The sequence below is a fragment of the Streptomyces nanhaiensis genome (genome assembly GCF_046614825.1).
In the GTDB taxonomy this organism is placed as follows: Bacteria; Actinomycetota; Actinomycetes; order Streptomycetales; family Streptomycetaceae; genus Streptomyces; species Streptomyces radiopugnans.
Genome location: NZ_JBKJFM010000116.1, coordinates 1 through 20,604, shown reverse-complemented (window position 1 = coordinate 20,604; position 20,604 = coordinate 1). Strand labels below are relative to the sequence as shown.

At 73.6% G+C, this 20,604-nt stretch carries 19 protein-coding genes; 9 read left to right on the top strand and 10 right to left on the bottom strand.

Annotated elements, in window-relative coordinates; all coding sequences use genetic code 11:
- From ACLIYP_RS22120 to ACLIYP_RS22110, 3 genes are all read left to right on the top strand, one after another.
- Nucleotides 1–1,466, top strand: a 1,466-nt coding sequence (locus tag ACLIYP_RS22120; RefSeq protein ID WP_412714864.1) for a serine/threonine-protein kinase, incomplete at its 5' end; no start/stop codon positions are given.
- Between the two features lie 155 nt (nt 1,467–1,621).
- A complete protein-coding gene (locus tag ACLIYP_RS22115) occupies nt 1,622–3,319 on the top strand; it encodes a succinic semialdehyde dehydrogenase (RefSeq protein WP_412714863.1) in 1,698 nt (565 codons plus the stop codon).
- A gap of 104 nt (nt 3,320–3,423) precedes the next feature.
- Nucleotides 3,424–5,304, top strand: a complete 1,881-nt coding sequence (locus tag ACLIYP_RS22110) for a GMC oxidoreductase (RefSeq protein ID WP_412714862.1) — start codon at nt 3,424–3,426, stop codon at nt 5,302–5,304.
- Between the two features lie 112 nt (nt 5,305–5,416).
- Here the strand turns inward: ACLIYP_RS22110 and ACLIYP_RS22105 are convergent, their stop codons facing one another.
- Entirely contained in the window at nt 5,417–6,577 is a 1,161-nt protein-coding gene (locus ACLIYP_RS22105) for an LAETG motif-containing sortase-dependent surface protein (protein ID WP_412714861.1), read from the bottom strand.
- A gap of 627 nt (nt 6,578–7,204) precedes the next feature.
- The gene (locus ACLIYP_RS22100) at nt 7,205–7,501 is read right to left on the bottom strand and encodes a chorismate mutase (protein ID WP_412714860.1); all 297 of its coding nucleotides are present in this window, start codon (nt 7,499–7,501) and stop codon (nt 7,205–7,207) included.
- A 321-nt stretch (nt 7,502–7,822) separates the two neighbouring features.
- On the opposite strand from ACLIYP_RS22100, the gene guaA reads away from it, so the two are divergent.
- Both guaA and ACLIYP_RS22090 read left to right on the top strand, forming a co-directional pair.
- Nucleotides 7,823–9,442: a glutamine-hydrolyzing GMP synthase gene (gene guaA / locus ACLIYP_RS22095; protein ID WP_412714859.1), complete on the top strand. Its 1,620-nt coding sequence runs from the start codon at nt 7,823–7,825 to the stop codon at nt 9,440–9,442.
- A 114-nt stretch (nt 9,443–9,556) separates the two neighbouring features.
- A complete protein-coding gene (locus ACLIYP_RS22090) occupies nt 9,557–10,147 on the top strand; it encodes a Uma2 family endonuclease (protein ID WP_412714865.1) in 591 nt (196 codons plus the stop codon).
- Nucleotides 10,148–10,171: 24 nt separating this feature from the next.
- Here ACLIYP_RS22090 and ACLIYP_RS22085 read toward each other — a convergent pair whose 3' ends face one another.
- Nucleotides 10,172–10,639 carry a hypothetical protein gene (locus ACLIYP_RS22085; RefSeq protein ID WP_412714858.1) on the bottom strand — a complete coding sequence of 156 codons (468 nt, stop codon included), beginning with the start codon at nt 10,637–10,639 and terminating at the stop codon, nt 10,172–10,174.
- 107 nt (nt 10,640–10,746) lie between these two features.
- Nucleotides 10,747–11,817 carry an RNA polymerase subunit sigma-70 gene (locus ACLIYP_RS22080; protein WP_412714857.1) on the bottom strand — a complete coding sequence of 357 codons (1,071 nt, stop codon included), beginning with the start codon at nt 11,815–11,817 and terminating at the stop codon, nt 10,747–10,749.
- Between the two features lie 146 nt (nt 11,818–11,963).
- Here ACLIYP_RS22080 and ACLIYP_RS22075 point away from each other — a divergent pair, with 146 nt between their 5' ends.
- Together ACLIYP_RS22075 and ACLIYP_RS22070 are read left to right on the top strand one after the other, a co-directional pair.
- Nucleotides 11,964–12,572, top strand: coding sequence for a Uma2 family endonuclease (locus tag ACLIYP_RS22075; protein WP_412714856.1), 609 nt, complete (start codon nt 11,964–11,966; stop codon nt 12,570–12,572).
- A 107-nt stretch (nt 12,573–12,679) separates the two neighbouring features.
- Complete coding sequence (locus ACLIYP_RS22070; protein ID WP_412714855.1) at nt 12,680–13,243, top strand: dihydrofolate reductase family protein; 564 nt, start codon at nt 12,680–12,682, stop codon at nt 13,241–13,243.
- 133 nt (nt 13,244–13,376) lie between these two features.
- Here ACLIYP_RS22070 and ACLIYP_RS22065 read toward each other — a convergent pair whose 3' ends face one another.
- From ACLIYP_RS22065 to ACLIYP_RS22055, 3 genes are read right to left on the bottom strand one after another with little or no spacing between them, the layout of a single operon-like run.
- Nucleotides 13,377–13,625 carry a Rossmann-fold NAD(P)-binding domain-containing protein gene (locus ACLIYP_RS22065; protein ID WP_412714854.1) on the bottom strand — a complete coding sequence of 83 codons (249 nt, stop codon included), beginning with the start codon at nt 13,623–13,625 and terminating at the stop codon, nt 13,377–13,379.
- The gene (locus tag ACLIYP_RS22060; protein ID WP_412714853.1) at nt 13,622–14,308 is read right to left on the bottom strand and encodes a LuxR C-terminal-related transcriptional regulator; all 687 of its coding nucleotides are present in this window, start codon (nt 14,306–14,308) and stop codon (nt 13,622–13,624) included. The genes ACLIYP_RS22065 and ACLIYP_RS22060 overlap by 4 nt, the downstream gene beginning before the upstream one ends.
- Nucleotides 14,309–14,318: 10 nt before the next feature.
- Nucleotides 14,319–15,608 carry a PspC domain-containing protein gene (locus tag ACLIYP_RS22055; protein WP_412714852.1) on the bottom strand — a complete coding sequence of 430 codons (1,290 nt, stop codon included), beginning with the start codon at nt 15,606–15,608 and terminating at the stop codon, nt 14,319–14,321.
- A gap of 94 nt (nt 15,609–15,702) precedes the next feature.
- Here ACLIYP_RS22055 and ACLIYP_RS22050 point away from each other — a divergent pair, with 94 nt between their 5' ends.
- Nucleotides 15,703–17,358 (top strand): PspC domain-containing protein, encoded by a 1,656-nt coding sequence (locus tag ACLIYP_RS22050; RefSeq protein WP_412714851.1) that lies wholly within the window; start codon nt 15,703–15,705, stop codon nt 17,356–17,358.
- Here the strand turns inward: ACLIYP_RS22050 and ACLIYP_RS22045 are convergent.
- Both ACLIYP_RS22045 and ACLIYP_RS22040 read right to left on the bottom strand, forming a co-directional pair.
- A complete protein-coding gene (locus tag ACLIYP_RS22045) occupies nt 17,283–18,011 on the bottom strand; it encodes a hypothetical protein (RefSeq protein ID WP_412714850.1) in 729 nt (242 codons plus the stop codon). The genes ACLIYP_RS22050 and ACLIYP_RS22045 overlap by 76 nt on opposite strands.
- A 4-nt stretch (nt 18,012–18,015) precedes the next feature.
- Nucleotides 18,016–18,540 (bottom strand): SigE family RNA polymerase sigma factor, encoded by a 525-nt coding sequence (locus ACLIYP_RS22040; protein WP_412714849.1) that lies wholly within the window; start codon nt 18,538–18,540, stop codon nt 18,016–18,018.
- A gap of 195 nt (nt 18,541–18,735) precedes the next feature.
- On the opposite strand from ACLIYP_RS22040, the gene ACLIYP_RS22035 reads away from it, so the two are divergent.
- Nucleotides 18,736–19,566 (top strand): pectate lyase, encoded by an 831-nt coding sequence (locus ACLIYP_RS22035; RefSeq protein ID WP_412714848.1) that lies wholly within the window; start codon nt 18,736–18,738, stop codon nt 19,564–19,566.
- 129 nt (nt 19,567–19,695) lie between these two features.
- Here the strand turns inward: ACLIYP_RS22035 and ACLIYP_RS22030 are convergent.
- Nucleotides 19,696–20,604: hypothetical protein (locus tag ACLIYP_RS22030; RefSeq protein WP_412714847.1), on the bottom strand; the 909-nt coding region annotated here is incomplete at its 5' end.

The following is a 20,604-nucleotide window of genomic DNA, read 5'->3' as shown; positions in this document are numbered from 1 at the left end:
AGGTCGAGGCGCGCAGGGACGAGGCCGGCCGGCAGGCCGGGGACCTGCGCCCGGTCGCCCCCGGCGCCTCGCACCCGTACGGCGGTGAGCCGCACGGCGAGGAGCCGTACGGCGGGCCGAGGCCGCCCGCGCGGAGCTGGGGCGAGGAGGACGGCGACCGCTACCGCGGTCCCACCACCGCGCTCGCCGCCGAACGCGCCCGCCAGAGCAGGATGGCGATCGTCGGCGCCGTCACCGAGCGCTGGGCCCCCGAGCAGGCGGGGCCCGTCTACGAGAACTGGCGGCTGGCCCCGCCGGTCGGTCCGGCGGCCGATCTGTGGGGTCTGGGCGCGCTGCTGTTCCGGGCCGTCCAGGGGCACGCGCCCTACCCCGAGGAGTCGGTGGCCGAGCTGGTGCAGATGGTGTGCGCCGAGCCGCCCGCGTTCGCCGAGGAGTGCGGTGCGCTGCGGCCCGTCGTGGAGTCGCTGCTGCGCCAGGACCCGACCGAGCGGCCGGACTTCGAGGAGCTGGGCGGCTGGCTGCGCTCCCTGGTCCGCTCCGCGCCCGAGCCCGAGGTCGGGCTGCACACGGTCACCGCGCCGCTCTCGCTGGAGGCCGGCCGGCCCGCCGACCCCAGGCGGCTGCCGATCATAAGGCGCCGGGGCGAGCTGGTGCGCAGGAAGCGGGCGGAGCGTTCCCCGGTGGCCACCCACGCCCGGCACCGGCGCGCCCGGAAGCAGAGGTCTCCGCGCCGGCTGGGCGTGGTGCTGGTCGGGCTGATCCTCCTGCTGCTGACCGGGACGCTGGTGTACGCCGCCGTGTACATGCCCGGGGGAGGTTCGGGCTCCTCCGGCAACAGCGCCGACCAGCGGCCCGGCAGCGTGGGCGCGCAGCCGGAGCGACCGCGGGAGCGACCGCGGGAGGAGGCACCGCCGCCGCAGGGGTCCGAGGGCGGGGAGGCAGGTGAGTCCGGCGGGTCCGGGGCCTCGGAGGCACCCGGCAGCGAGCGGCCGCAGGCCGGCGATCCGGTGGAGGGGCTCGACGGCTACGTCCTGCACAAGGACGCGGCCGGCTTCCAGATCGCGCTCCCCGAGGACGCCCGGCGGGCGGGGCCGGACGGCCGGGGACGGACGGTCTTCACACACGGGGACCTCGAGATCGTCGTGGTGCCCGGCCGGGACACCACCGAGAAGTACGGCTCGGACGCGATGGCGTACCTCACCGACGACCAGCGGGAGCTGGACGCCTACCGCGCCGCGGACTGGGCGACCAACTCCGGGATGCGGCGGATACAGGTGGGCCGGACGGTGATGGCCGAGGGCCGGTTCAGCTGGCGCGAGGGCGCGGACAGCACCTACATGTGCGACCGGGCGGTCATCGTCGACGGCCGCTACCACTCGGTGCTGGTCAGGGGGCCGGAGAGCCGGAAGGACGACATCGACCGCGTCTTCGACGCGATCGCCGACACCTACCGCGCCACCGGCTGAGGCCGCGTCCGGCCGGACCTCCGGACGCCCCCGGCCGTTCTCCGGGCCGCCGTCCGCATGCGCGTGCGATCCGCGCCAGTGATCACTGGCGGATTCCGTGAAAAGTGGTTACCGACGGGTACACAGCAGGTTTCCCAAGCCGTACCCTCCCCGGTATGACGGATTCGCCAGGTACCGCCGCCACCAGGGCGGCGCAGACGACGGGCACCGGCCCCGACGCTCCCGCGGCCCCCGCGGTCTCCGCAGCCCCCGCGGCTCCCACGACGTCCGGCGGCAACCCGGTCGCCACCGCTCCCGCCGACGCCCGCACCGCCGCCGACGTGGTGACCGGCGAGCTGGTCGCCCGACTGACCCGGCCTCTGGCGGGCAGCGGCCGCACCGCGTGCCACAGCCCCTTCACCGGAGAGAAGCTGGCCGACCTGCCCGAGTCCACCCCCGCGGACGTCGCCGAGGCCTACGCCCGGGCCCGCGAGGCGCAGCGGGCGTGGGCGGCACGGCCGGTGCGCGAGCGCGCGGCCGTGCTGCTGCGCTTCCACGACCTGCTGCTCGCCCGCCAGTCGGAGGTGCTGGACCTGGTCCAGCTGGAGACCGGCAAGGCGCGGCTGCACGCCCACGAGGAGGTGCAGGCGGTCGCCGTCGCCGCCCGCCACTACGGCCGCAAGGCCCCGGCGTACCTGCGTCCCGTGAACCACACCGGCGCCATCCCGGTCCTCACCCGGGTGCGGGAGCTGCGCCACCCCAAGGGCGTGGTCGGGCAGATCGCCCCGTGGAACTACCCGCTGGAGCTGTCGGTCGGCGACGCGCTGCCCGCCTTCGCCGCGGGCAACGCCGTCGTCATGAAGCCCGACACCGAGACCGCGCTGACCGCCCTGTGGGCGCGCGACCTGCTGATCGAGGCCGGGCTGCCCGCCGACGTCTGGCAGGTCGTGATCGGCGAGGGTCCGGTCGTCGGCCCGGCCGTCGTCGACCACGCCGACTACGTCTCCTTCACCGGCTCCACCCGCACCGGCCGCGAGGTCGCCCAGCGGGCTGCGTTCCGCCTGGTGGGGGCCTCGCTGGAGCTGGGCGGCAAGAACGCCATGCTGGTGCTGGAGGACGCCGACCCCGACAGGGCGGCCGAGGGCGCGGTGCGCGCCGCGTTCTCCTCGGCGGGGCAGCTGTGCATCTCCATCGAGCGGCTCTACGTCCACGACTCGGTCGCCGACGCCTTCCTGGAGCGGTTCACCGCCCGCACCAGGGCGCTGCGCCTGGGCTCGGCCCTGGCCTACGGCGCCGACATGGGATCGCTCGTCTCGCGGCGGCAGCTGGAGAACGTGGTGCGGCACGTGGACGACGCCGTCGCCAAGGGCGCGAAGGTCCTGGCCGGCGGCAGAGCGCGCCCCGACGTCGGCCCGCTGTTCTACGAGCCGACCGTCCTTGAGGGCGTCACCGCCCCCATGGCCGTCTGCGGCGAGGAGACCTTCGGGCCCGTGGTCTCCGTCTACCGCTTCACCGACGAGGACGAGGCGGTCGCGCTGGCCAACGCCACCCCCTACGGCCTCAACTCCAGCGTCTGGACGAAGAACACCCGCCGGGGCCGCGAGATCGCCGCCCGGCTGCGCACCGGCACGGTGAACGTCAACGAGGGCTACGCCGCCGCGTACGGCAGCGTCCAGTCGCCGATGGGCGGCATGGGCGACTCCGGGCTGGGCCGCCGGCACGGCTCGGAGGGCATCCTCAAGTACACCGAGGCGCAGACCGTCGCCACCCAGCGGCTGCTGCCCATGGCCCCGTCGCTCGGCATGGACGACGCGAGGTACGCGGCCTTCATGAGCGCCTCCCTGCGCGCGATGAAGGCGTTCCGCCTCCGCTGACGTCCACCGGCTCGCGCCCCGCCCGCCCGTCCGCCGCATCCGTCCCCGCCCCCATCCCCTTCCGCCTCCTTCCCCGGAACCGATACGCACCACCGGAGGTCCCCGTGTCCCGACCGCAGGACGAAGCAGCACAGCAGCCGTCCGACCCGCCGCGGCCGTACGACTACGACGTGGTCGTGGTCGGTTCCGGCTTCGGCGGTTCGGTGTCCGCGCTGCGGCTGACGGAGAAGGGCTACCGGGTCGGGGTGCTGGAGGCGGGGCGGCGCTTCACCCGCCGGACGCTGCCGAAGAACTCCTGGGACCTGCGGAACTACCTGTGGGCTCCGGCGCTGGGCCTGTACGGCATCCAGCGCATCCATCTGATGGACAAGGTGATGATCCTGGCCGGCGCGGGGGTGGGCGGGGGTTCGCTGAACTACGCCAACACGCTCTACGTGCCGCCGCCGGCCTTCTTCACCGACCGCCAGTGGGGCCGCATCACCGACTGGCAGGAGGAGCTGAAGCCGTACTACGACCAGGCGAAGCGGATGCTGGGAGTGCGGCTGAACCCCACGGTGACGCCGTCGGACGTCCATCTGAAGGCCGCGGCCGGGAAGATGGGCGTGGGCGACACCTTCCACCTGGCGCCGGTGGGCGTCTTCTTCGGCGACGGCGAGGACGCCGGGGGCGAGGTGAGGGCCGCGCCGGGCGCGGAGGCGCCCGACCCCTACTTCGGCGGCGCCGGCCCCTCCCGCCGGGCGTGCACCGAGTGCGGCGAGTGCATGACCGGCTGCCGGCACGGGGCCAAGAACACCCTCACCGAGAACTACCTGTACCTCGCCGAGAAGGCGGGCGCGGTCATCCATCCGATGACCACCGTCACCGAGGTGGCCGAGGACGGCGCCGGGGGCTTCACCGTGACCACGGTGCGCACCGGGAAGCGCCGGGGCGGGCGCACGGTGCTGCGTGCCGGAAAGGTGGTGATCGCCGCCGGCACCTACGGCACCCAGACGCTGCTGCACCGGATGCGCGACGAGGGCCTGCTGCCGCGCATCTCCCCGAGGCTGGGGGAGCTGACCCGCACCAACTCCGAGGCCCTGGTCGGCGCGATGACCTCCCCGCGCCGCTACCGCAGGAAGCACGGGCCGGACGCGGAGCCGGACTTCACCAAGGGGGTGGCCATCACCTCCTCCATCCACCCGAACGACAACACCCACATCGAGCCGGTGCGCTACGGCAAGGGCTCCAACGCCATGGGCGCCCTCTCCGTGCTCCAGGTGCCGTACGGCCGCGCGCCGAGGCCGCTGGCCTTCCTCGCGCACTGCCTGCGCCACCCCGGGCAGGCCGCGCGGATGCTGTCCAACTACCGCTGGTCGGAGCGGACGATCATCGGCCTGGTGATGCAGTCCCTGGACAACTCCCTGACCACCTACCGCAAGCCCAAGGGACTGGGCAAGGGCCTGCTGACGGCGAAGCAGGGCCACGGCGCGCCCAACCCGGACCACATCCCCGAGGGCGCCGAGGCCGCGCGACTCGTCGCCGAGGAGATAGGCGGCTTCCCGGGCACGAACGTCGGCGAGCTGATGGGCACTCCGCTGACCGCGCACTTCCTGGGCGGCTGCCCGATCGGCGCCTCCCCCGAGGAGGGCGTCATCGACCCCTACCACCGGCTCTACGGCCATCCGGGCATCTCGGTCGTGGACGGCTCGGCCGTCTCCGCCAACCTCGGCGTCAACCCGTCGCTGACCATCACCGCCCAGGCCGAGCGGGCGATGTCCCTGTGGCCCAACAAGGGCGAGGCCGACCCCCGCCCCGAGCAGGGCGCCGACTACGTACGGGTGCCCGTGGTGCCTCCCCGGGCCCCGGCGGTGCCCGAGGAGGCGTTCGCGGCGCTGAGGCTGCCGGTGCTGCCGGTCCCGGCCGTCCCGCCGAGGCGGACGGCGCCGGAGGCGGAGACGGCGGGCACGGCGGGCACGGCGGAGGCCGCCGGGGCGGCCGAGGCCTGAGCGAACACGCGAGAGGGGGGAGCGGCCGGGCCGCTCCCCCCTCTCGGCGCGTGTGGCGCGCCCGCACGTTCAGACGGTCACACCGTTCGCGGCGTTCACGCCTTCACAGTCGTCACGCGGCGGCGGAGGTGTCCGCCCCGGCGCCGTTGCGGCGGCGCACGACGTACATCGCACCGGCGCCCAGCGCCACGGCCGCGGCACCCGCGAGACCGAACATCGGCAGCGCGGAGGACGAACCGGTCTCGGCGAGCTGGCCGGCGGTGTCGACCTTGGTGACCTTGTCCGAGCTGATCGGCTTCGCGCCACCGGTCTGCGGCTTGGGCTTGGACTCGCCGGGCTTGGGAGCGGCCGCGCCCTTGCCCAGGACCTCGAAGAAGTAGACCCAGCCGTTGTCGTCGTCGGAGACCCAGCAGCCGCGCTCGTCGGAGTACTCGCCGGCGCCGATGGCGATGCCCAGGGAGTCGGGCACACCGCCGTCGATCTTCATACGCAGCTTGAGGGTGCGCGTCTCCCCGGCGTTCAGCGTGACCGGCTCGAAGTAGCCACCCGCGCCGAGCTCGTCGGCCACGACCTGCCAGGTGCCGGTCTCGGCCTTGTGGACCTCGAGGGTGAAGCCGGCGGAGTAGTCGTTGTTCTCGTCACCGGAGAAGACGGTGATGTACGGCGCGACGTCCTTGATGGCGCCCTTGCCGCTGTTGTGCATCCGGAACTCGAAGTTCTTCCAGCCGGTGCCCGCCACGACGGTGTCGGGGAGACCGACCAGTGAGGTCTTGAGGTCCTCGCTGATGTCGTAGATCTCCTCGCCGTTGTCGTCGACGGCGCACTGGAAGGGAGCCTCCTCCTCGTCCTTGCCCTCGTCGTCGCCCGGGGCGTCGGAGTCCTCCTCGTCCTTGCCCTCGTCGTCGCCGGGGGTGTCGGAGTCCTCCTTCTCGCCCTCGGTCTCGTCGCCGGGGGTGCCGGAGTCCTCCTCCTCGCCGCCGGTCTCGTCGTCCGTGGCGGGGGGCTCGGTGTCCTCGCCCTCGGTCTCGTCGTCCGTGGCGGGGGGCTCGTCACCGTCACCCGTGGCGGGGGGCTCGGTGTCGTCGCCGGTCTCGTCGTCCGTGGCGGGGGGCTCGGTCCCGTCGCCGTCGGCCTCGTCCGTGGCGGGGTTCTCCGTGTTCTCCACGGAGGTGGTCTCGTGGCCGTCGGCGTACGCGGCGGGCGCCGCGATCAGCGCGACGGGGGCGATGACGGCCGTGGCGGCGGCGGCCGCAAGGGCACGGCGAAGCTTCATGGGTACCTCATCTGCTTTGAGGCGAAAAGGAGAGTGAAGGGGCCTTCGCGCAGTCGGCGCGTCGGGCTGGCAGCAGAGTACGGGCGGAGCGGGAGTTTCCGCGGAGGTGTTTCCGGGGCCGTGACCGGCGCCGCATCCGGACCGGCGCGGCATAAGGGGCGGAAGCGAGCAGTTGCCCACTCTCACTCAGGTTTCGGTGTGCCGTATATCACACGAGGCCGTGTTGTTTACGTGGCGAATCCGTGACAGAAGGCCGTACAACCCTTCCGCGTTCTCGTTGGTCGGGGTCGTTCCCGCAGGTGGAAGCGGTGAAGGCGGAACCGCGGAGCGGTCGGTCCCCGGCGTCCCGGGAACCGACCGCTGGGTCGTGACCGGACCGCTGTCCCCTGCCGTCCGGCCACTGCACCGGAGCGAGGTCCCACGACGCCCGGTCCTCACCTCCCGAGGGAGGACGGCGTCTCATCGCTCCGATGCGCTCCCCACGCCTCCGGGCGCCCGGCCGGCTCTGGGGTCGTCAGGTCCAACGACCGTGCCACGCGGCGGTAATGCGCCGTACGGGTGGTCGTTCCCGGTGATGCGGAAGGGAGGCGCGGGAGGGAAAGCCGGCGGCGCGCGGGCCCGGCGGGTTCAGACGCGTCCGCGGCACAGCTCCAGCAGGGTCATGGCCAGGGAGGTGCCCGGCCGGCCCAGCCGCTCGCGGTAGCGGGTGAGGATCTCCATCTCGCGGGAGAGGTTGACCCGGCGTCCGCCCGCGCCGATCCGGGCCTGCTGGATGCGGGCGGAGACCTCCATGCGCTCCCGCACCAGACGGATGATGCGGCGGTCCAGTTCGTCGATCCGCTCGCGGTCCTCAGAGATCCGCTCGTCGGCTCCGGCTCCGGCTCCTGCTCCGGTGGCGGCGGGGGTGGGGGTGGTGGTGGCCATGGCCGTACGTCCCTCCTGGGGTCGTCGCGCCCGCTGCCGGTCGAGCCCCGGGGACACGGCAGGCGCCCCGGGCCTTGACCGGCCCGGGGCGCCTGGGAAGTCGCTCGTCAGTCGTTCACGCAGCGCGCTGGATCCCATGGCGGCCGGCCGGGCCGGTGCCATAGGTAAACCAGAAGCTCTGCGCGAACATGCGGCCCAGTATGCACCGGGAGGCGGAACGGGGTGGGCGGAGGGCCGGATGGTGAGACGGCCGATCGGGTGCACCCCCCCGGTAGACTGGGCTTTCCCAGCCCAGATCCACGCCGAAAGGCAGCCAGCCCCGTGGCATCAGAGCCCACCGAGCCCACCGCGCCCGCCGAGTCCACGGCCGCTCCCGACGCACCGGACACCGTCCTCGTCGTCGACTTCGGCGCGCAGTACGCCCAGCTCATCGCCCGCCGCGTACGCGAGGCCCGGGTCTACAGCGAGGTCGTCCCCTCCACCATGCCGGTGGCGGAGATGCTCGCCAGGGACCCGAAGGCGATCATCCTCTCCGGCGGTCCCTCGTCCGTCTACGCCGAGGACGCGCCCGGCATCGACCGCGCGCTGTTCGAGGCCGGGGTGCCCGTCTTCGGCATGTGCTACGGCTTCCAGCTGATGGCCCAGACGCTGGGCGGCACCGTCGACAACACCGGCCGCCGCGAGTACGGCGGCACGGCCCTGACCGTCACCCGGCCCGGCTCCACCCTCTTCGAGGGCACCCCCGTCGAGCAGTCGGTGTGGATGTCGCACGGCGACGCCTGCTCGGCCGCCCCCGAGGGCTTCGCCGTCACCGCCTCCACCGACGGCGTCCCCGTGGCGGCCTTCGAGGACGACGAGCGCAGGCTCTACGGCGTGCAGTACCACCCCGAGGTGATGCACTCCACGTACGGCCAGCAGGTGCTGGAGCACTTCCTGTACCGGGGCGCGGGCCTGAGGCCGACCTGGACGGCCGCGAACGTCGTCGAGGAGCAGGTCGCGGCCATCCGCGCCCAGGTCGGCACCAAGCGCGCCATCTGCGGACTGTCCGGCGGAGTGGACTCGGCGGTGGCCGCAGCCCTGGTCAACAAGGCCATCGGCGAGCGCCTGACCTGCGTGTACGTGGACCACGGGCTGATGCGCAAGGGTGAGTCCGAGCAGGTCGAGAAGGACTTCGTGGCCGCCACCGGCGTCCAGCTCAAGGTGGTGGACGCCGAGAAGCGCTTCCTGGACGCGCTGGCGGGCGTCTCCGACCCGGAGGAGAAGCGCAAGATCATCGGCCGGGAGTTCATCCGCGTCTTCGAGCAGGCCGCGAGCGAGATCGTCGCCGAGGCCGGCTCCGGCGAGGAGGCCGTGGAGTTCCTGGTGCAGGGCACCCTCTACCCGGACGTGGTGGAGTCCGGCGGCGGCACCGGCACCGCCAACATCAAGTCCCACCACAACGTCGGCGGACTGCCCGAGGACCTCCAGTTCCAGCTCGTGGAGCCGCTGCGCAAGCTGTTCAAGGACGAGGTCCGGATGGTCGGCCAGGAGCTGGGCCTGCCCGAGGAGATCGTCCACCGCCAGCCGTTCCCCGGCCCCGGCCTGGGCATCCGCATCGTCGGCGAGGTGACCAAGGAGCGCCTGGACCTGCTGCGCGAGGCCGACGCCATCGCCCGCGAGGAGCTGACGGCGGCCGGGTTGGACCGCGACATCTGGCAGTGCCCGGTGGTGCTGCTCGCCGACGTCCGCTCCGTCGGCGTCCAGGGCGACGGCCGCACCTACGGCCACCCGATCGTGCTGCGCCCGGTCTCCTCGGAGGACGCGATGACGGCCGACTGGACGCGTCTGCCCTACGAGACGCTGGCCCGCATCTCGACCCGCATCACCAACGAGGTCGCCGAGGTCAACCGCGTGGTGCTGGACGTCACCAGCAAGCCGCCGGGGACCATCGAGTGGGAGTGACGCCCTCCTGAACGTCAACGCCCGTGCCGCCGCTCACCCCTTCGAGCTGCGGCGCGGGCGTTTTCGGGTCGATACGCTGGGGCGAGGCCGAGGATCCCGCCCATGGGAGGAACCATGACCGCCGAGCCGCTGCCCACCTCTTCGTGGCCCGTGCCGCCGCCGGACGGCTACACCGCGGACGATCTCGACCGCATCCCGGACCTCCCGCCCCACACGGAGTTGATCGACGGGAGCCTGGTCTTCGTGAGCCCGCAGAAGTACTTCCACTCGATGGCGGTGGATCTGCTCGTGATGAACCTGCGGCAGCAGGTTCCGGAGGAGCTGCGGGCCTGCCGGGAGATGAGCGTCGTACTGAACGGACGGAACCGGCCGGAGCCGGACGTCATGATCCTCCGGGCGGAGGCGGTCACCGAGGAGGCCGAGGAGACCGGCTTCCGGGCCGAGGACGTCGTACTCGCCGCGGATGTCGTCTCGCCGGACTCGGAGGAGCGGGACCGCAAGCGCAAGCCGCAGCTCTACGCGGAGGCGGGCATCCCGCACTTCTGGCGGATCGAGAAGGGGACGGGACGCCGCCCGGTCGTCTACGTCTTCGAGCTGGAGCCCGCGACGCGCGGCTACGTGCCCACCGGCATCCACCACGACCGGCTGAAGCTCACCGTCCCCTTCGACATCGACATCGACCTCACCGCGATCGACCGGCTGTAGACCGGTCGGCCGCGGACCGGCCGGTCACCCGGTCCTGGTCATCACCGAGTCGTAGCCACCGCCGCCGGGGTAGACCCAGGCGCCGGCCAGCGTGTCGCCCGAGGCGTCGAAGGTGCCCCGGAAGTACGCGGGTGAGCCCTTCTCGCCGGCCCAGATGGTCAGGGTGTCCCCGTCGAGCTCGTAGACGTAGTCGAAGGTGTTGCCCTGGCTGTCGTGGAAGCGGGAGCGGATGTCCTCGCCCGGCTCCTCCGCGCCGAAGGGCTTCTCCCGGCCGATCACCTCCAGCCCTGTGACGCGCTGCCCGTACTGCTCCAGCTCGACCTCCTGGAGGAGGAAGAAGCCGCCCTCCATCCACCGGTAGACGACGGTGCCCTCAGCGCCGCCGGTCACTCGCCAGGAGCCGGTCAGCCGGTCCAGCGCCCTGAGTTCCTTGTCGGGCCGGGGGGCCGGGGCGCCGCCGGTGCTCTCCGTGTGCTCGGCGTTCTCCGTCATGCTCGTTCCTTTCCACCGTTGTGTCACGGAGTGTCCGCATCTCCGCGATGCCACCCGTATGACGGAGGGTGAGAGAGAAAGGAATCGGTCCGCGAAAGTGATGCGGGTCACGCCGTTGTCTCCGCAGGGCGGGCGGTCAGGCCGAGCCCGGCGGCGGGCAGCGCCTCCGGGCCGAAGGTGGTGATCTCGGCGATCAGGCCGTCCTCGACGCACAGGACGTCGATGTTGACCGCCGTGTACACGTCCTCGCCGGGGCGCCGTACGTAGTTCGCCACCGCGGGCTGCCGGTTGACCGCCAGCGGGACGCAGTGCCAGTCGCCCCACGTCCGGTCGCCCTCCAGGACCGGCCGCCACATGTCGAGGATCGCGGCGCGTCCGTCGAACACCAGGTGGGCGGGCGGCATGGTCTGGCGGGCGTCCTCGCGCAGCAGCGCGGCCAGTTCCCGCATGTCGCCCCGGCGGGACGCGGTGACGTATCGCCGGAGCAGGGCACGTTCGGACTCACCGGGAGCCGTGGCGGCCCGCCACTGCGTACGCCGCTCGGGCAGCTTCTCGCGCAAGGTGGCGCGGGCGCGCTGGAGGGCGCTCTTGACCGAGGCGGTGCTCATCTCCAGGGCCTCGCCGGTCTCCGGCGCGGACCAGCCGGCCACGTCCCGCAGGATCAGTACCGCCCGCTGCCGGGGCGGGAGGTGCTGGATCGCGGCGAGGAAGGCCAGTTCGACCGTCTCCCGGGCGATCGCCGCCGCCTCCGGATCGCCGCCGGCCGGCCCGGCGAGGTCCAGCAGCCGGTCCGGGTACGGCTGCAGCCAGGTGACCTCCGCCGTCGCGGAACGAGCGGACCCTCCCGTGCTGTCCACTGCCGCCGTGATCTCCCGCCTGCGGGCCGGTCCGTCCAGGGCGTCGAGGCAGGCGTTGGTGGCGATCCGGTAGAGCCAGGCGCGGAACGGCGCCCGGCCCCGGAAGGTCTCCCGATGGCGCCAGGCACGCAGCAGCGTCTCCTGGACCATGTCCTCGGCGTCGGTGAAGGAGCCGAGCATCCGGTAGCAGTGCACCCGCAACTCGTGGCGGCAGGACTCGGCGAGTTCGGCGAACGCCGCCTCGTCCCCGGTCCGGACCGCCTCTGCGGTCCGCTCCCCGGCCGCCTGCCGTACGTGCTCCGTGCTCTCCGGACTCTCCACGTCGCCCCCCTGTCCCCGCGCGGTCGCCTTCCGTCCCGACGTTAGTACGCGAGCCTCCGTCAACTCCGGTGCTACTACTCACCCCTTCGAGCGGCGGCGCGGGCGTTTGCGGCAAGTCGCAGATGAGGGCTGATCACCATGGCGGCATGGACGATGTGGCGACCGCAAACGGAGTCGACGACGAGCCGTTCCCCGAGTGGCTGCGGCCCCCGCACCGGGGCTTCACCGTCGACGACCTCTTCCGCCTGACCGACCTCCCGTCCCACACCCAGCTCGTCGACGGCGCCCTGGTCTTCCGCGCCCGGCAGAGCGCGTACCACTCACTGGCCAACTCCCTGCTGGTGGAGGGCCTGCGCCGCACCTGCCCGGCACATCTGCGGGTGCGGCGGGAGATGGTCGTGGTGCTCGGCCCCGGGCAGGCGCCCGAGCCGGACGTGTCCGTGCTCCGCGCCGAGGCCGTGCGCGGGCTGGAGGCCAACCGCTACGACGCCCGGGACGTGGTGCTGGCCGTGGAGACCGTCGCCCCCGACTCGGCGATCCGCGACCGCGAACGCAAACCCCAGCTCTACGCGCGTGCGGGCATCCCGCACTTCTGGCTGGTGGAGGAGGGCACGGGCCGCCGTCCGGTGGTCCACGTCCACCGGCTCGACCCGGGAGCGGGGGCGTACGTCCTCACCGGCGTCCACGAGGGGCGGCTGACGCTCTCGGCGCCGTTCGGCATCGACATCGACCTCACCGCGATCGACCGGCTGTAGCCCGTGCGCGGTCTGCCCGCGAGCCGTCCCGGGGCCGTTGTCAGTGGCCGCCGTTAGCTTCTCCCCTGACACGTGATCAGCCCGAGCGGTTCCGGAGGGAAGCAGTCATGCGCAGGTTCAAGCTCCAGGTCCAGGTGAGCGTCGACGGCTACATGGCCGGCCCGAACGGAGAGATGGACTGGATGACGTTCCCCTGGACCGACGACATCGGCGCCTACATCGACGCGCTCACCAGGCCGGTCGACCACATCGTGCTGGGCCGCCGCCTCGCCGAGGGGTTCATCCCGGCCTGGGCCGCCGGGCCCGAGGGCGAGACCGAGGAGACCATCGCCTGGATGAACGGCACGCCCAAGACCGTGATCTCCGACTCCCTGACCGAGTCGCCCTGGGAAGGCGTCGCGGTCGCCGGCGGTGACCTCACCGAGACGGTCAACCGGCTGAAGGCGCGACCGGGCGGGGACATCATCACCTACGGGGGCGGCACCCTCGTGCGGAACCTGATCGCCCGGGACCTGCTCGACGAACTCCACCTGTTCGTCAACCCCGTCGCGCTCGGCACCGGGATGCCCGTCTTCCCCGACACCGGCTCCCACCACCGCCTCAGCCTCGTCACCGTCCGGCCGTTCGACTGCGGGATCACCGCGCTGCACTACGAGCCGAAGCGCTCCTGACCCCGGCGGGCGGAGGGGAGCCGCCGGGGTCGCCGCAGGGGACGAGGGCCGTACGGTGGTCACGGCGGGGACGGTGGCCACCGCGGCCACGCCGGGAACGGGCGCGGAGCCCGGCGGAGAGTCCGCCTCCCGGTCACGACCACGCGCCGGCCGCCGCGGCCCGGGAGGCGTAGGCGCCGAAGTCGGACGGTTCCCGTCCGAGCACCCGCCGCACTCCGTCGCCTGGCTCGGCGAGGTGGCCGGCGCGCATCGCGGCGAACATCGCGTCGAGTTCCTCGGCGGCCTCCTCCGGCACACCCTCGGCCAGGAGTTCGGCCCGGTACTCCCGCGGTGTGAGCTCCTCGTAGCGGATGGGCCGGACCGCGGGCCCGGGAGGCCTCACACCAGACGGCGGGCCGTGGCCCAGCGGGTGAGTTCGTGGCGGTTGGAGAGCTGGAGCTTGCGCAGCACCGCCGAGACATGGCTCTCGACGGTCTTGACCGAGATGAACAGCTGCTTGGCGATCTCCTTGTAGGCGTAGCCGCGCGCGATCAGGCGCAGCACCTCGCGCTCGCGCTGGGTGAGGCGGTCCAGGTCCTCGTCCACCGGCGGGGCGTCGGTGGAGGCGAAGGCGTCCAGGACGAAGCCCGCCAGGCGCGGGGAGAACACCGCGTCGCCCTCGGCGACCCGGAAGACGGCCCGGACCAGGTCCGCGCCGGTGATCGTCTTGGTGACGTAGCCGCGGGCGCCGCCGCGGATGACGCCGATGACGTCCTCGGCCGCGTCCGAGACCGACAGGGCCAGGAAGCGCACCGGATGCTCGGGGTCGGCCATCAGCGTGGCGCTGCGGCGCAGCACCTCCACCCCGCCGCCACCGGGCAGGTGGACGTCGAGCAGGACGACGTCGGGCCGGGTCGCGGTGATGACGGTGACCGCCTGGTCCACGTCGGCGGCCTCGCCGACGACCTCGACCCCGGTCTCGGCGGTGTTCCCGATCTCCGCCTGGACGCCCGTGCGGAACATCCGGTGGTCGTCCACCAGGACCACCCGCGCCCGGTGCTGCTCCCGGTGCTGCTCCTCGTTCATGCTTCCGCCCTCATGTGTCCGCCCTCTCCATCTCCAGCTCCACCACCGTGCCGCCCTCGGGGGCGGAACGCAGCACCGCCGTACCGCCGTTGCGCCGCATCCGGCCGATGATCGACTCCCGTACGCCCATCCGGTCCGGCGGCACCGAGTCCAGGTCGAAGCCGGGACCGTGGTCGCGCACCGAGACGAAGACCGTACGTCCCTCGACCTCGGCGAAGACCTGCACCGGGCCGCCCTCGCCACCGTACTTGGCGGCGTTGACCATCGCCTCCCTGGCGGCCTGGAGCTGTGCGGCCAGCCTCTCGTCCAGCGGGCAGTCGCCGACGCAGACCACCTCCACCGGCACCCCGTGGTGGTCCTCCACCTCGGCGGCCGCCGCCCGCACCGCCTCGGCCAGGGTGTCCGGCTCCTCCTCCTCGTCCCTGCCCGTGCCGCTCGGCCTGTAGAGCCAGGCCCGCAGCTCGCGCTCCTGGGCGCGGGCGAGGCGGGCCACCTCGCGGGGGTTGTCCGCGTTGCGCTGGATCAGGGTGAGGGTGTGCAGGACGGAGTCGTGGACGTGGGCGGCCACCTCGGCCCGCTCCTGCGCCCGGATGCGCATCAGCCGCTCCTCCGACAGGTCCTGGGTGAGGCGGACCAGGTACGGGCCGGCCAGCAGCGCCGTACCGACCAGCAGCGCCAGCGACGCCTGGAGCACCGTGCCCAGATGCGGGCCCAGGCCCCGGGTGACGGCGAAGCCGGTGATGCCCACGCCGACCAGGAGGGCGCCGGCCGCGCTGCGGGCGATGGGCAGCAGCCGCCTGCGGCGGCTGACCTCCGCCCAGTGGGCCCGCCGGGAGTTGTCCGCCTGCCGCCAGACGACGGCCACGCCGATCCCGGCCACCAGCAGCGGCCAGACGTAGGCGTTCGCCTCGCCGAACTGGAGGTTGGAACCCAGCGCTCCCAGCGCCACGACCAGGACCAGCACCGCCAGGAGCTGGCCCTTGTCGGGCCTGCGGACGTGCCGTGGCCCGTCCGTCCTCCTGGGCGCGGCCTCGACGCCGCCCGCGCCCAGCGGCACGAAGAACCAGAAGGCGGCGTACAGCAGGGCGCCCAGACCGTTGGTCATGAACAGTACGAGGAAGACGATCCGCACCCAGGAGACCGGAACGCCCAGGTGCCCGGCCAGGCCGCGTGCGACACCGCCGAGCAGCCGTCCCTCGGAGCTGCGGTAGAGCCTGCGCAGCGGCGGGGACTCGGCGGCGGGGGGCGGGGCGGTGGTGGTCACGCCACGATCGTCACACGGACGGGTGGCGCGGGGCATCAGGGTCGGTCCCTGATCCGGCCCGGAGAACTCAGGGTCGCCTCCGGGACGCCCCCTGATGTCCGGGGGCGGGCGGCACGCCACCATGGTCCCCATGAAGGACGCCCAGCCGCCCGCCGGCGAGCCCCAGCCGGACGCGCCGGACGCGCCGGAGACTCCGGAGGCCGGAGCGCGGCTCACCCGCAGCCGCCGGCACAAGGTCGTCGCCGGGGTCTGCGGCGGCCTGGGCCGCCACTACGGACTGGATCCGGTGATCTTCCGTGTGCCGCTGGCCGTGCTGTCGGTCGTCGGCGGTCTCGGCCTGCTCTTCTACGGCTTCGCCTGGCTGCTCGTCCCGCTGGAGGGCGAGGACGAGAACGAGGGGCGGCGGCTGCTGACGGGCCGGGTGGAGGGCACCACGCTGAGCGCGGTGCTGTGCGCGCTCGTCGGCAGCGGGCTGTTCCTGACCTCGCTGGGCAGCGGTACCGGTGGGACGCAGACGTTCTCCGTGCTGCTGGCCGGATCCGTCGCGGGCGCGGCCTACTGGTCCCGGCACCGGCGCCGCGCCGCGACCGTGGAGGAGCAGGGGGGCCCGGCCGATCCGGTGGCGGCGCACGCCGTCGCCGACGCGCCCCCCGAGGCTCAGGCCCCGCCCGCGCCGGCCGGGCCGTCGTGGTGGCGCGAGCCGCTGACGAAGGACGGGCCGCCGCAGGCGCCGCGGGACACCGGGTACCTGTGGGGGCCGGAGGACGAGCCCTCCGTCGGCCCGTACGCGAGCGCGCCCCCGTACGCGGAGGAGGCGCCCGGCGGGAACGGGGGCGGGGACGGGGACGGTGGCGGCCCGGAGCGCTCCGGTGCGCCGCGCGGGCGCAGACCGATCGGCGGCCCGCTCTTCCTGCTCGCTCTGGCCGCGGCGGTGATCGGCGCCGCCGCCGTCTGGCACACGCAGCCGCTGGGCGTCGCGCTCTCCGTGGGCCTCGGCTCGGCGCTGGGCGTCTTCGTCCTGGGCGCGCTGGTCAGCGTCTTCTACGGGCGGATCGGCGGGGGGACGTTCTTCGCGATCATGTGCACCGGCCTGCTGCTGGCGGGTTCGATGCTGCTGCCGAGGGACATCAGCACCGACTGGGCCGACCGGGCGTGGAGCCCGGCGAGTGCCGCCGCGGTCGAGGATCGGTACGAACTGGGCACCGGCTCGGCCCTGCTCGACCTGTCGGAAGCGGGTCCGGGCGAGGGCCGGACGCTGAGCACGGTGCTGGACCTGGGCGCGGGCGAGGCGCGGATCATGGTCCCCCACGACACCGAGGTGGAGCTGACCGTCGACGTGGGCGTCGGAGGCTACCGGCTCGCCGGGCTGCCCGGGGACGGCGGCTGGGGGACCGCGCAGGGCGGCGGGATCGGAATCGCCGAGCGGCGCACACTGCCCCCGGCCGAGGACGGCGGCCCGGGCGGCACGCTGCGGCTGACCGTCCGTGTCGGGGTGGGCGAGGTCGTGATCGTGCAGCACCGGCAGGACGGGGCGGCCGGGGAGGGGGACGGCTCCAAGGGGCCGGAGAAGCCCGAGGAGCCGGAGAAGCCCGAGGAGCCGGAGAAGCCCGAGAAGCCCGAGGAGCCGGGGGAACCGGGAGAGGGGCCGGTGAAGGAGCCGGCCGGGAGCGCGGGCGGTGAGGCGGCACGTGCCCGGCCACCGGCCGGCCGTCAGCCGGACGGGCTGCGGAACGAACCCCGGACCGTGTACTCGCCGCCCGCCGCCGCGGCGGCGGTCGCGGTGTAGCCGTCGCCCGCCGCCTCCCGCGCACCGGCCGCATGGTCGTACTGGGCGGCGAAGACGTGGCGTCCGGCGGGGACCGTCCGGCCCTCCTTCAGCGTCCAGCGGTAGACCAGCGCACCGCCGGTCTCGCGTGCGGTGACGGTGAAGTCGGCCTCGGGCAGGGTCCGCCAGCTCCCGGTGTGCCGTACGCCGCCGGTCTGGGCGATCCGCACCTCCAGGACGAGCGAGGTGAGGGGCTCGCGGGTGGTGAGGGTGACGTTGCTCTGCGCCCAGTAGGCGTTGCTGTGGGGGTCGACGGCGCCCTCGGACCGCAGGGGCCCGCTGCCCGGCGCGTCCGTGACCCGCCCGGTGGGGGAGGGGTGTGCGGCGTCCGGGTCCGGCGGCGCCGGGAGCGGGGCGGTGGCCACATCCCGCGCCGGGCCGTCCTCGCGCACCAGGGAGGTGAGGGTGTGGGCGCCGGCCAGGAGCGCCGCGGTCGAGGCCACGGCGACGAGGGCGACCCGGGGCCGCGACACGCCGCGCACCCGGACGCGGAAGCGGCCGGGTGCGTCGTCCGGCCCGGCGGAGACGGCGTGGCTCACCCGTGCGTACATGCGCGCCCGGTCCGGCCGGTAGGAGCCGGCCTCTTCCCGCAGCATTTCGTGCAGGGGGTCCATCGATTCAGTGCTCTCTTCCCACCAGTTCGCCGGCGGCCTGTGTGCCCAGCAGCCGGCGCAGTTCCGCCATGCCCTTGGAGGTCTGGCTCTTGACGGTACCCACCGACACCCCGAGGGCGAGCGCGGTCTCCTTCTCGGAGAGGTCGAGGGCGTGACGGAGCACCACGCAGGCGCGTTTGCCGAGGGACAGCCTCGCCAGGGCCGTCCGCACGTCCACGACGGCGGCCACGTCCGGATCGTCCGCCCGCTCGGAGCGGTGGAGGCGGAACAGGGCGATGCGGCGCCGCTCGCGCACCGCGCCGCGGATGCGGGAGCGGGCCTTGTTGGCGACGACGCCGCGGGCGTAGGCGACCGGGTGGTCGGCGCGGCGCACGCGGTCCCAGCGGTGCCAGAGTTCGGCCAGCGCGTCCGCGGCCAGGTCCTCGGCCGTGTCCGAATCACCCGTCAGCATGTAGGCGAGGCGGGCGAGTTCGGCGTGGTGGTGCTCGAAGAAGTCATGGAACTCGGCCGACGCGTCGTCCAGGACCATGGCGAGCCTCCGTTTGGTGTGCTCATGCCCGGCGTGGGGCGCTGAGCATAGTAACCGCTTGCGAAACCTTGTTGCGTAAGTCCGCGGATCCCTGCCGCACCGGTGCGGGGAAAACTTCCTCCCGGCGGCAACCTCCCGGGCCCCGGCGGCGACAGAAGGCTGCAAGCAAGCCCCCACGAGAGTCGGAAACCCCCTATGAACCAGAGAACCCAGCAGCGCGGCGGCCACCGCAGGCGGTTCACCCGCCGCCGTACCGTCGCGGCCCTGACCGCCGCCGTGGCGACGGGAGCGGCGGTCGCCACCGGCGCCGTGCTGACGTCGTCGGCAGGTGCCGCCGCCACCTGGCCGACCGCCAAGGGCACCCGGGCGGTCTCCTCCACCATCGAGGTGTCGGGCACCCTCGACGGCGGCATGAAGCGCTACTACGGCAGCGGCGAGCTCGGCGGCGACGGCCAGGACGAGGGCCAGGACCCGGTCTTCAAGCTGAAGGACGGGGCCGTCCTGAAGAACGTGATCCTCGGCGCACCCGCCGCCGACGGCGTGCACTGCACGGGCAGCTGCACCCTGCAGAACGTGTGGTGGGAGGACGTCGGCGAGGACGCCGCCACCTTCAAGGGCACCTCGGCCTCGGCGAGGTACACCGTCACCGGCGGCGGCGCCCGCAAGGCCTCGGACAAGGTCTTCCAGTTCAACGGCGCGGGCACGCTGACGGTGAGGAACTTCGACGTGGCCGACTTCGGCAAGCTGGTGCGCGCCTGCGGCAACTGCGGCAAGCAGTACACCCGGCACGTCGTCGTCGACGGTGTGACGGTCACCGCGCCCGGCAAGTCGCTGGTCGGCATCAACAGCAACTACGGGGACACCGCCACCCTGCGGAACGTCACGATCACCGGCGACTCCAAGAAGAAGATCACGCCGTGCGAGCGCTACCAGGGCAACAGCAGCGGCAAGGAGCCCTCCAGGATCGGCAGCGGTCCGGACGGGAGGCACTGCCTCTACTCCGCCTCCGACATCACCTACCGGTGAGCCGCCGCTGAACAGCCGCTGAAACGATCCCCTCCGCCCGTCCGCGCCCGCCGGTTCCCCTCCCGGCGGGCGCGGACGCGGTCTCCGGTCCGGTCAAGGCCGTTCCGTTCCGTTCCGGTCCGGCCCGGTTCAGTCCAGGACGTCGATGGAGTAGCGGTTGGTCTCCACACCCGCCGCGGTGATCACCTGCACCTCGACCCGGCCGGGCTCGACATCCACCGGCACGGGGACGGTCAGCACGGTGTCGGCCGGGTTGGCGAAGCCCCCGGCCACCGGGACCAGCGGCACGTGGACGTGGACGGTGCCGATGCGCACCGTCGTCCGGGCCAGCCGGTCCGGCGCCTCCGCACCGGGCGGCACGAAGCCCGAGCCGCGGATCTCGATGTCGTCGCCGGTGCGGATGGGCGCGTCCAGGTCGCCCACCTCGCGGGAGCGGACGACGGACAGGATGACGGGCCGGCCGCCCTCGGAGTACTTCCCGGCCAGGTACGTCAGCGCCGAGATCGCCACCAGCAGCGCCAGGCCCCAGGGCAGGTCCGGCAGTTCGCCCGGCCGGCGGGCCAGCCGTACGGCCGCGAGGACCGCCGCCACCGAGCACACCGCCACGTACTGCACGTCCGTGAAGGAGCCGTGCCCGCCGTCGTCGGTGAGCAGGTCGGCGGCGCGCGGCCGGTCGGCGCGCACCTTCTGCAGCCGTTGCGCCCGCACCCGCAGTACGACGGTCCGGCGCACGGTGACGGCGACCGCGCAGCACAGGGCGAGGACGGTCAGCAGCCCGGCGCCCCGCCCCAGGTCCAGTCCGGCGAGCAGCCGGGCACGCGCGTCCGCGCCGGGCGCGAGGGCCAGTCCGGCGGCGACGGCCAGTACGGAGTACGAGGCCAGCAGCACCCAGACGGCGGCGACCGTGCGCGAGGTGGACAGCCGTCCGTCCTCGCCGGTCACCGGAGCCAGCACCCCGCCGCGCGCCCGGTGCAGCCGGGCGGCGGCGGTCAGCGTGGCCGCGCACACCAGCGCGGCGGCCAGTGCGGCGGTGCGCCC

Bases quoted from the DNA above. Each gene is read 5' to 3' on its own strand.
- ACLIYP_RS22070 (WP_412714855.1), top strand. From the start codon at position 12,680: ATGCGCAGGTTCAAGCTCCAGGTCCAGGTGAGCGTCGACGGCTACATG.
- ACLIYP_RS22105 (WP_412714861.1), bottom strand. From the start codon at position 6,577: ATGAAGCTTCGCCGTGCCCTTGCGGCCGCCGCCGCCACGGCCGTCATC.
- ACLIYP_RS22085 (WP_412714858.1), bottom strand. From the start codon at position 10,639: ATGACGGAGAACGCCGAGCACACGGAGAGCACCGGCGGCGCCCCGGCC.
- ACLIYP_RS22100 (WP_412714860.1), bottom strand. From the start codon at position 7,501: ATGGCCACCACCACCCCCACCCCCGCCGCCACCGGAGCAGGAGCCGGA.
- ACLIYP_RS22040 (WP_412714849.1), bottom strand. From the start codon at position 18,540: ATGGTCCTGGACGACGCGTCGGCCGAGTTCCATGACTTCTTCGAGCAC.
- ACLIYP_RS22035 (WP_412714848.1), top strand. From the start codon at position 18,736: ATGAACCAGAGAACCCAGCAGCGCGGCGGCCACCGCAGGCGGTTCACC.
- ACLIYP_RS22050 (WP_412714851.1), top strand. From the start codon at position 15,703: ATGAAGGACGCCCAGCCGCCCGCCGGCGAGCCCCAGCCGGACGCGCCG.
- ACLIYP_RS22115 (WP_412714863.1), top strand. From the start codon at position 1,622: ATGACGGATTCGCCAGGTACCGCCGCCACCAGGGCGGCGCAGACGACG.
- ACLIYP_RS22075 (WP_412714856.1), top strand. From the start codon at position 11,964: ATGGACGATGTGGCGACCGCAAACGGAGTCGACGACGAGCCGTTCCCC.
- ACLIYP_RS22055 (WP_412714852.1), bottom strand. From the start codon at position 15,608: ATGCCCCGCGCCACCCGTCCGTGTGACGATCGTGGCGTGACCACCACC.
- ACLIYP_RS22090 (WP_412714865.1), top strand. From the start codon at position 9,557: ATGACCGCCGAGCCGCTGCCCACCTCTTCGTGGCCCGTGCCGCCGCCG.
- ACLIYP_RS22060 (WP_412714853.1), bottom strand. From the start codon at position 14,308: ATGAACGAGGAGCAGCACCGGGAGCAGCACCGGGCGCGGGTGGTCCTG.
- ACLIYP_RS22045 (WP_412714850.1), bottom strand. From the start codon at position 18,011: ATGGACCCCCTGCACGAAATGCTGCGGGAAGAGGCCGGCTCCTACCGG.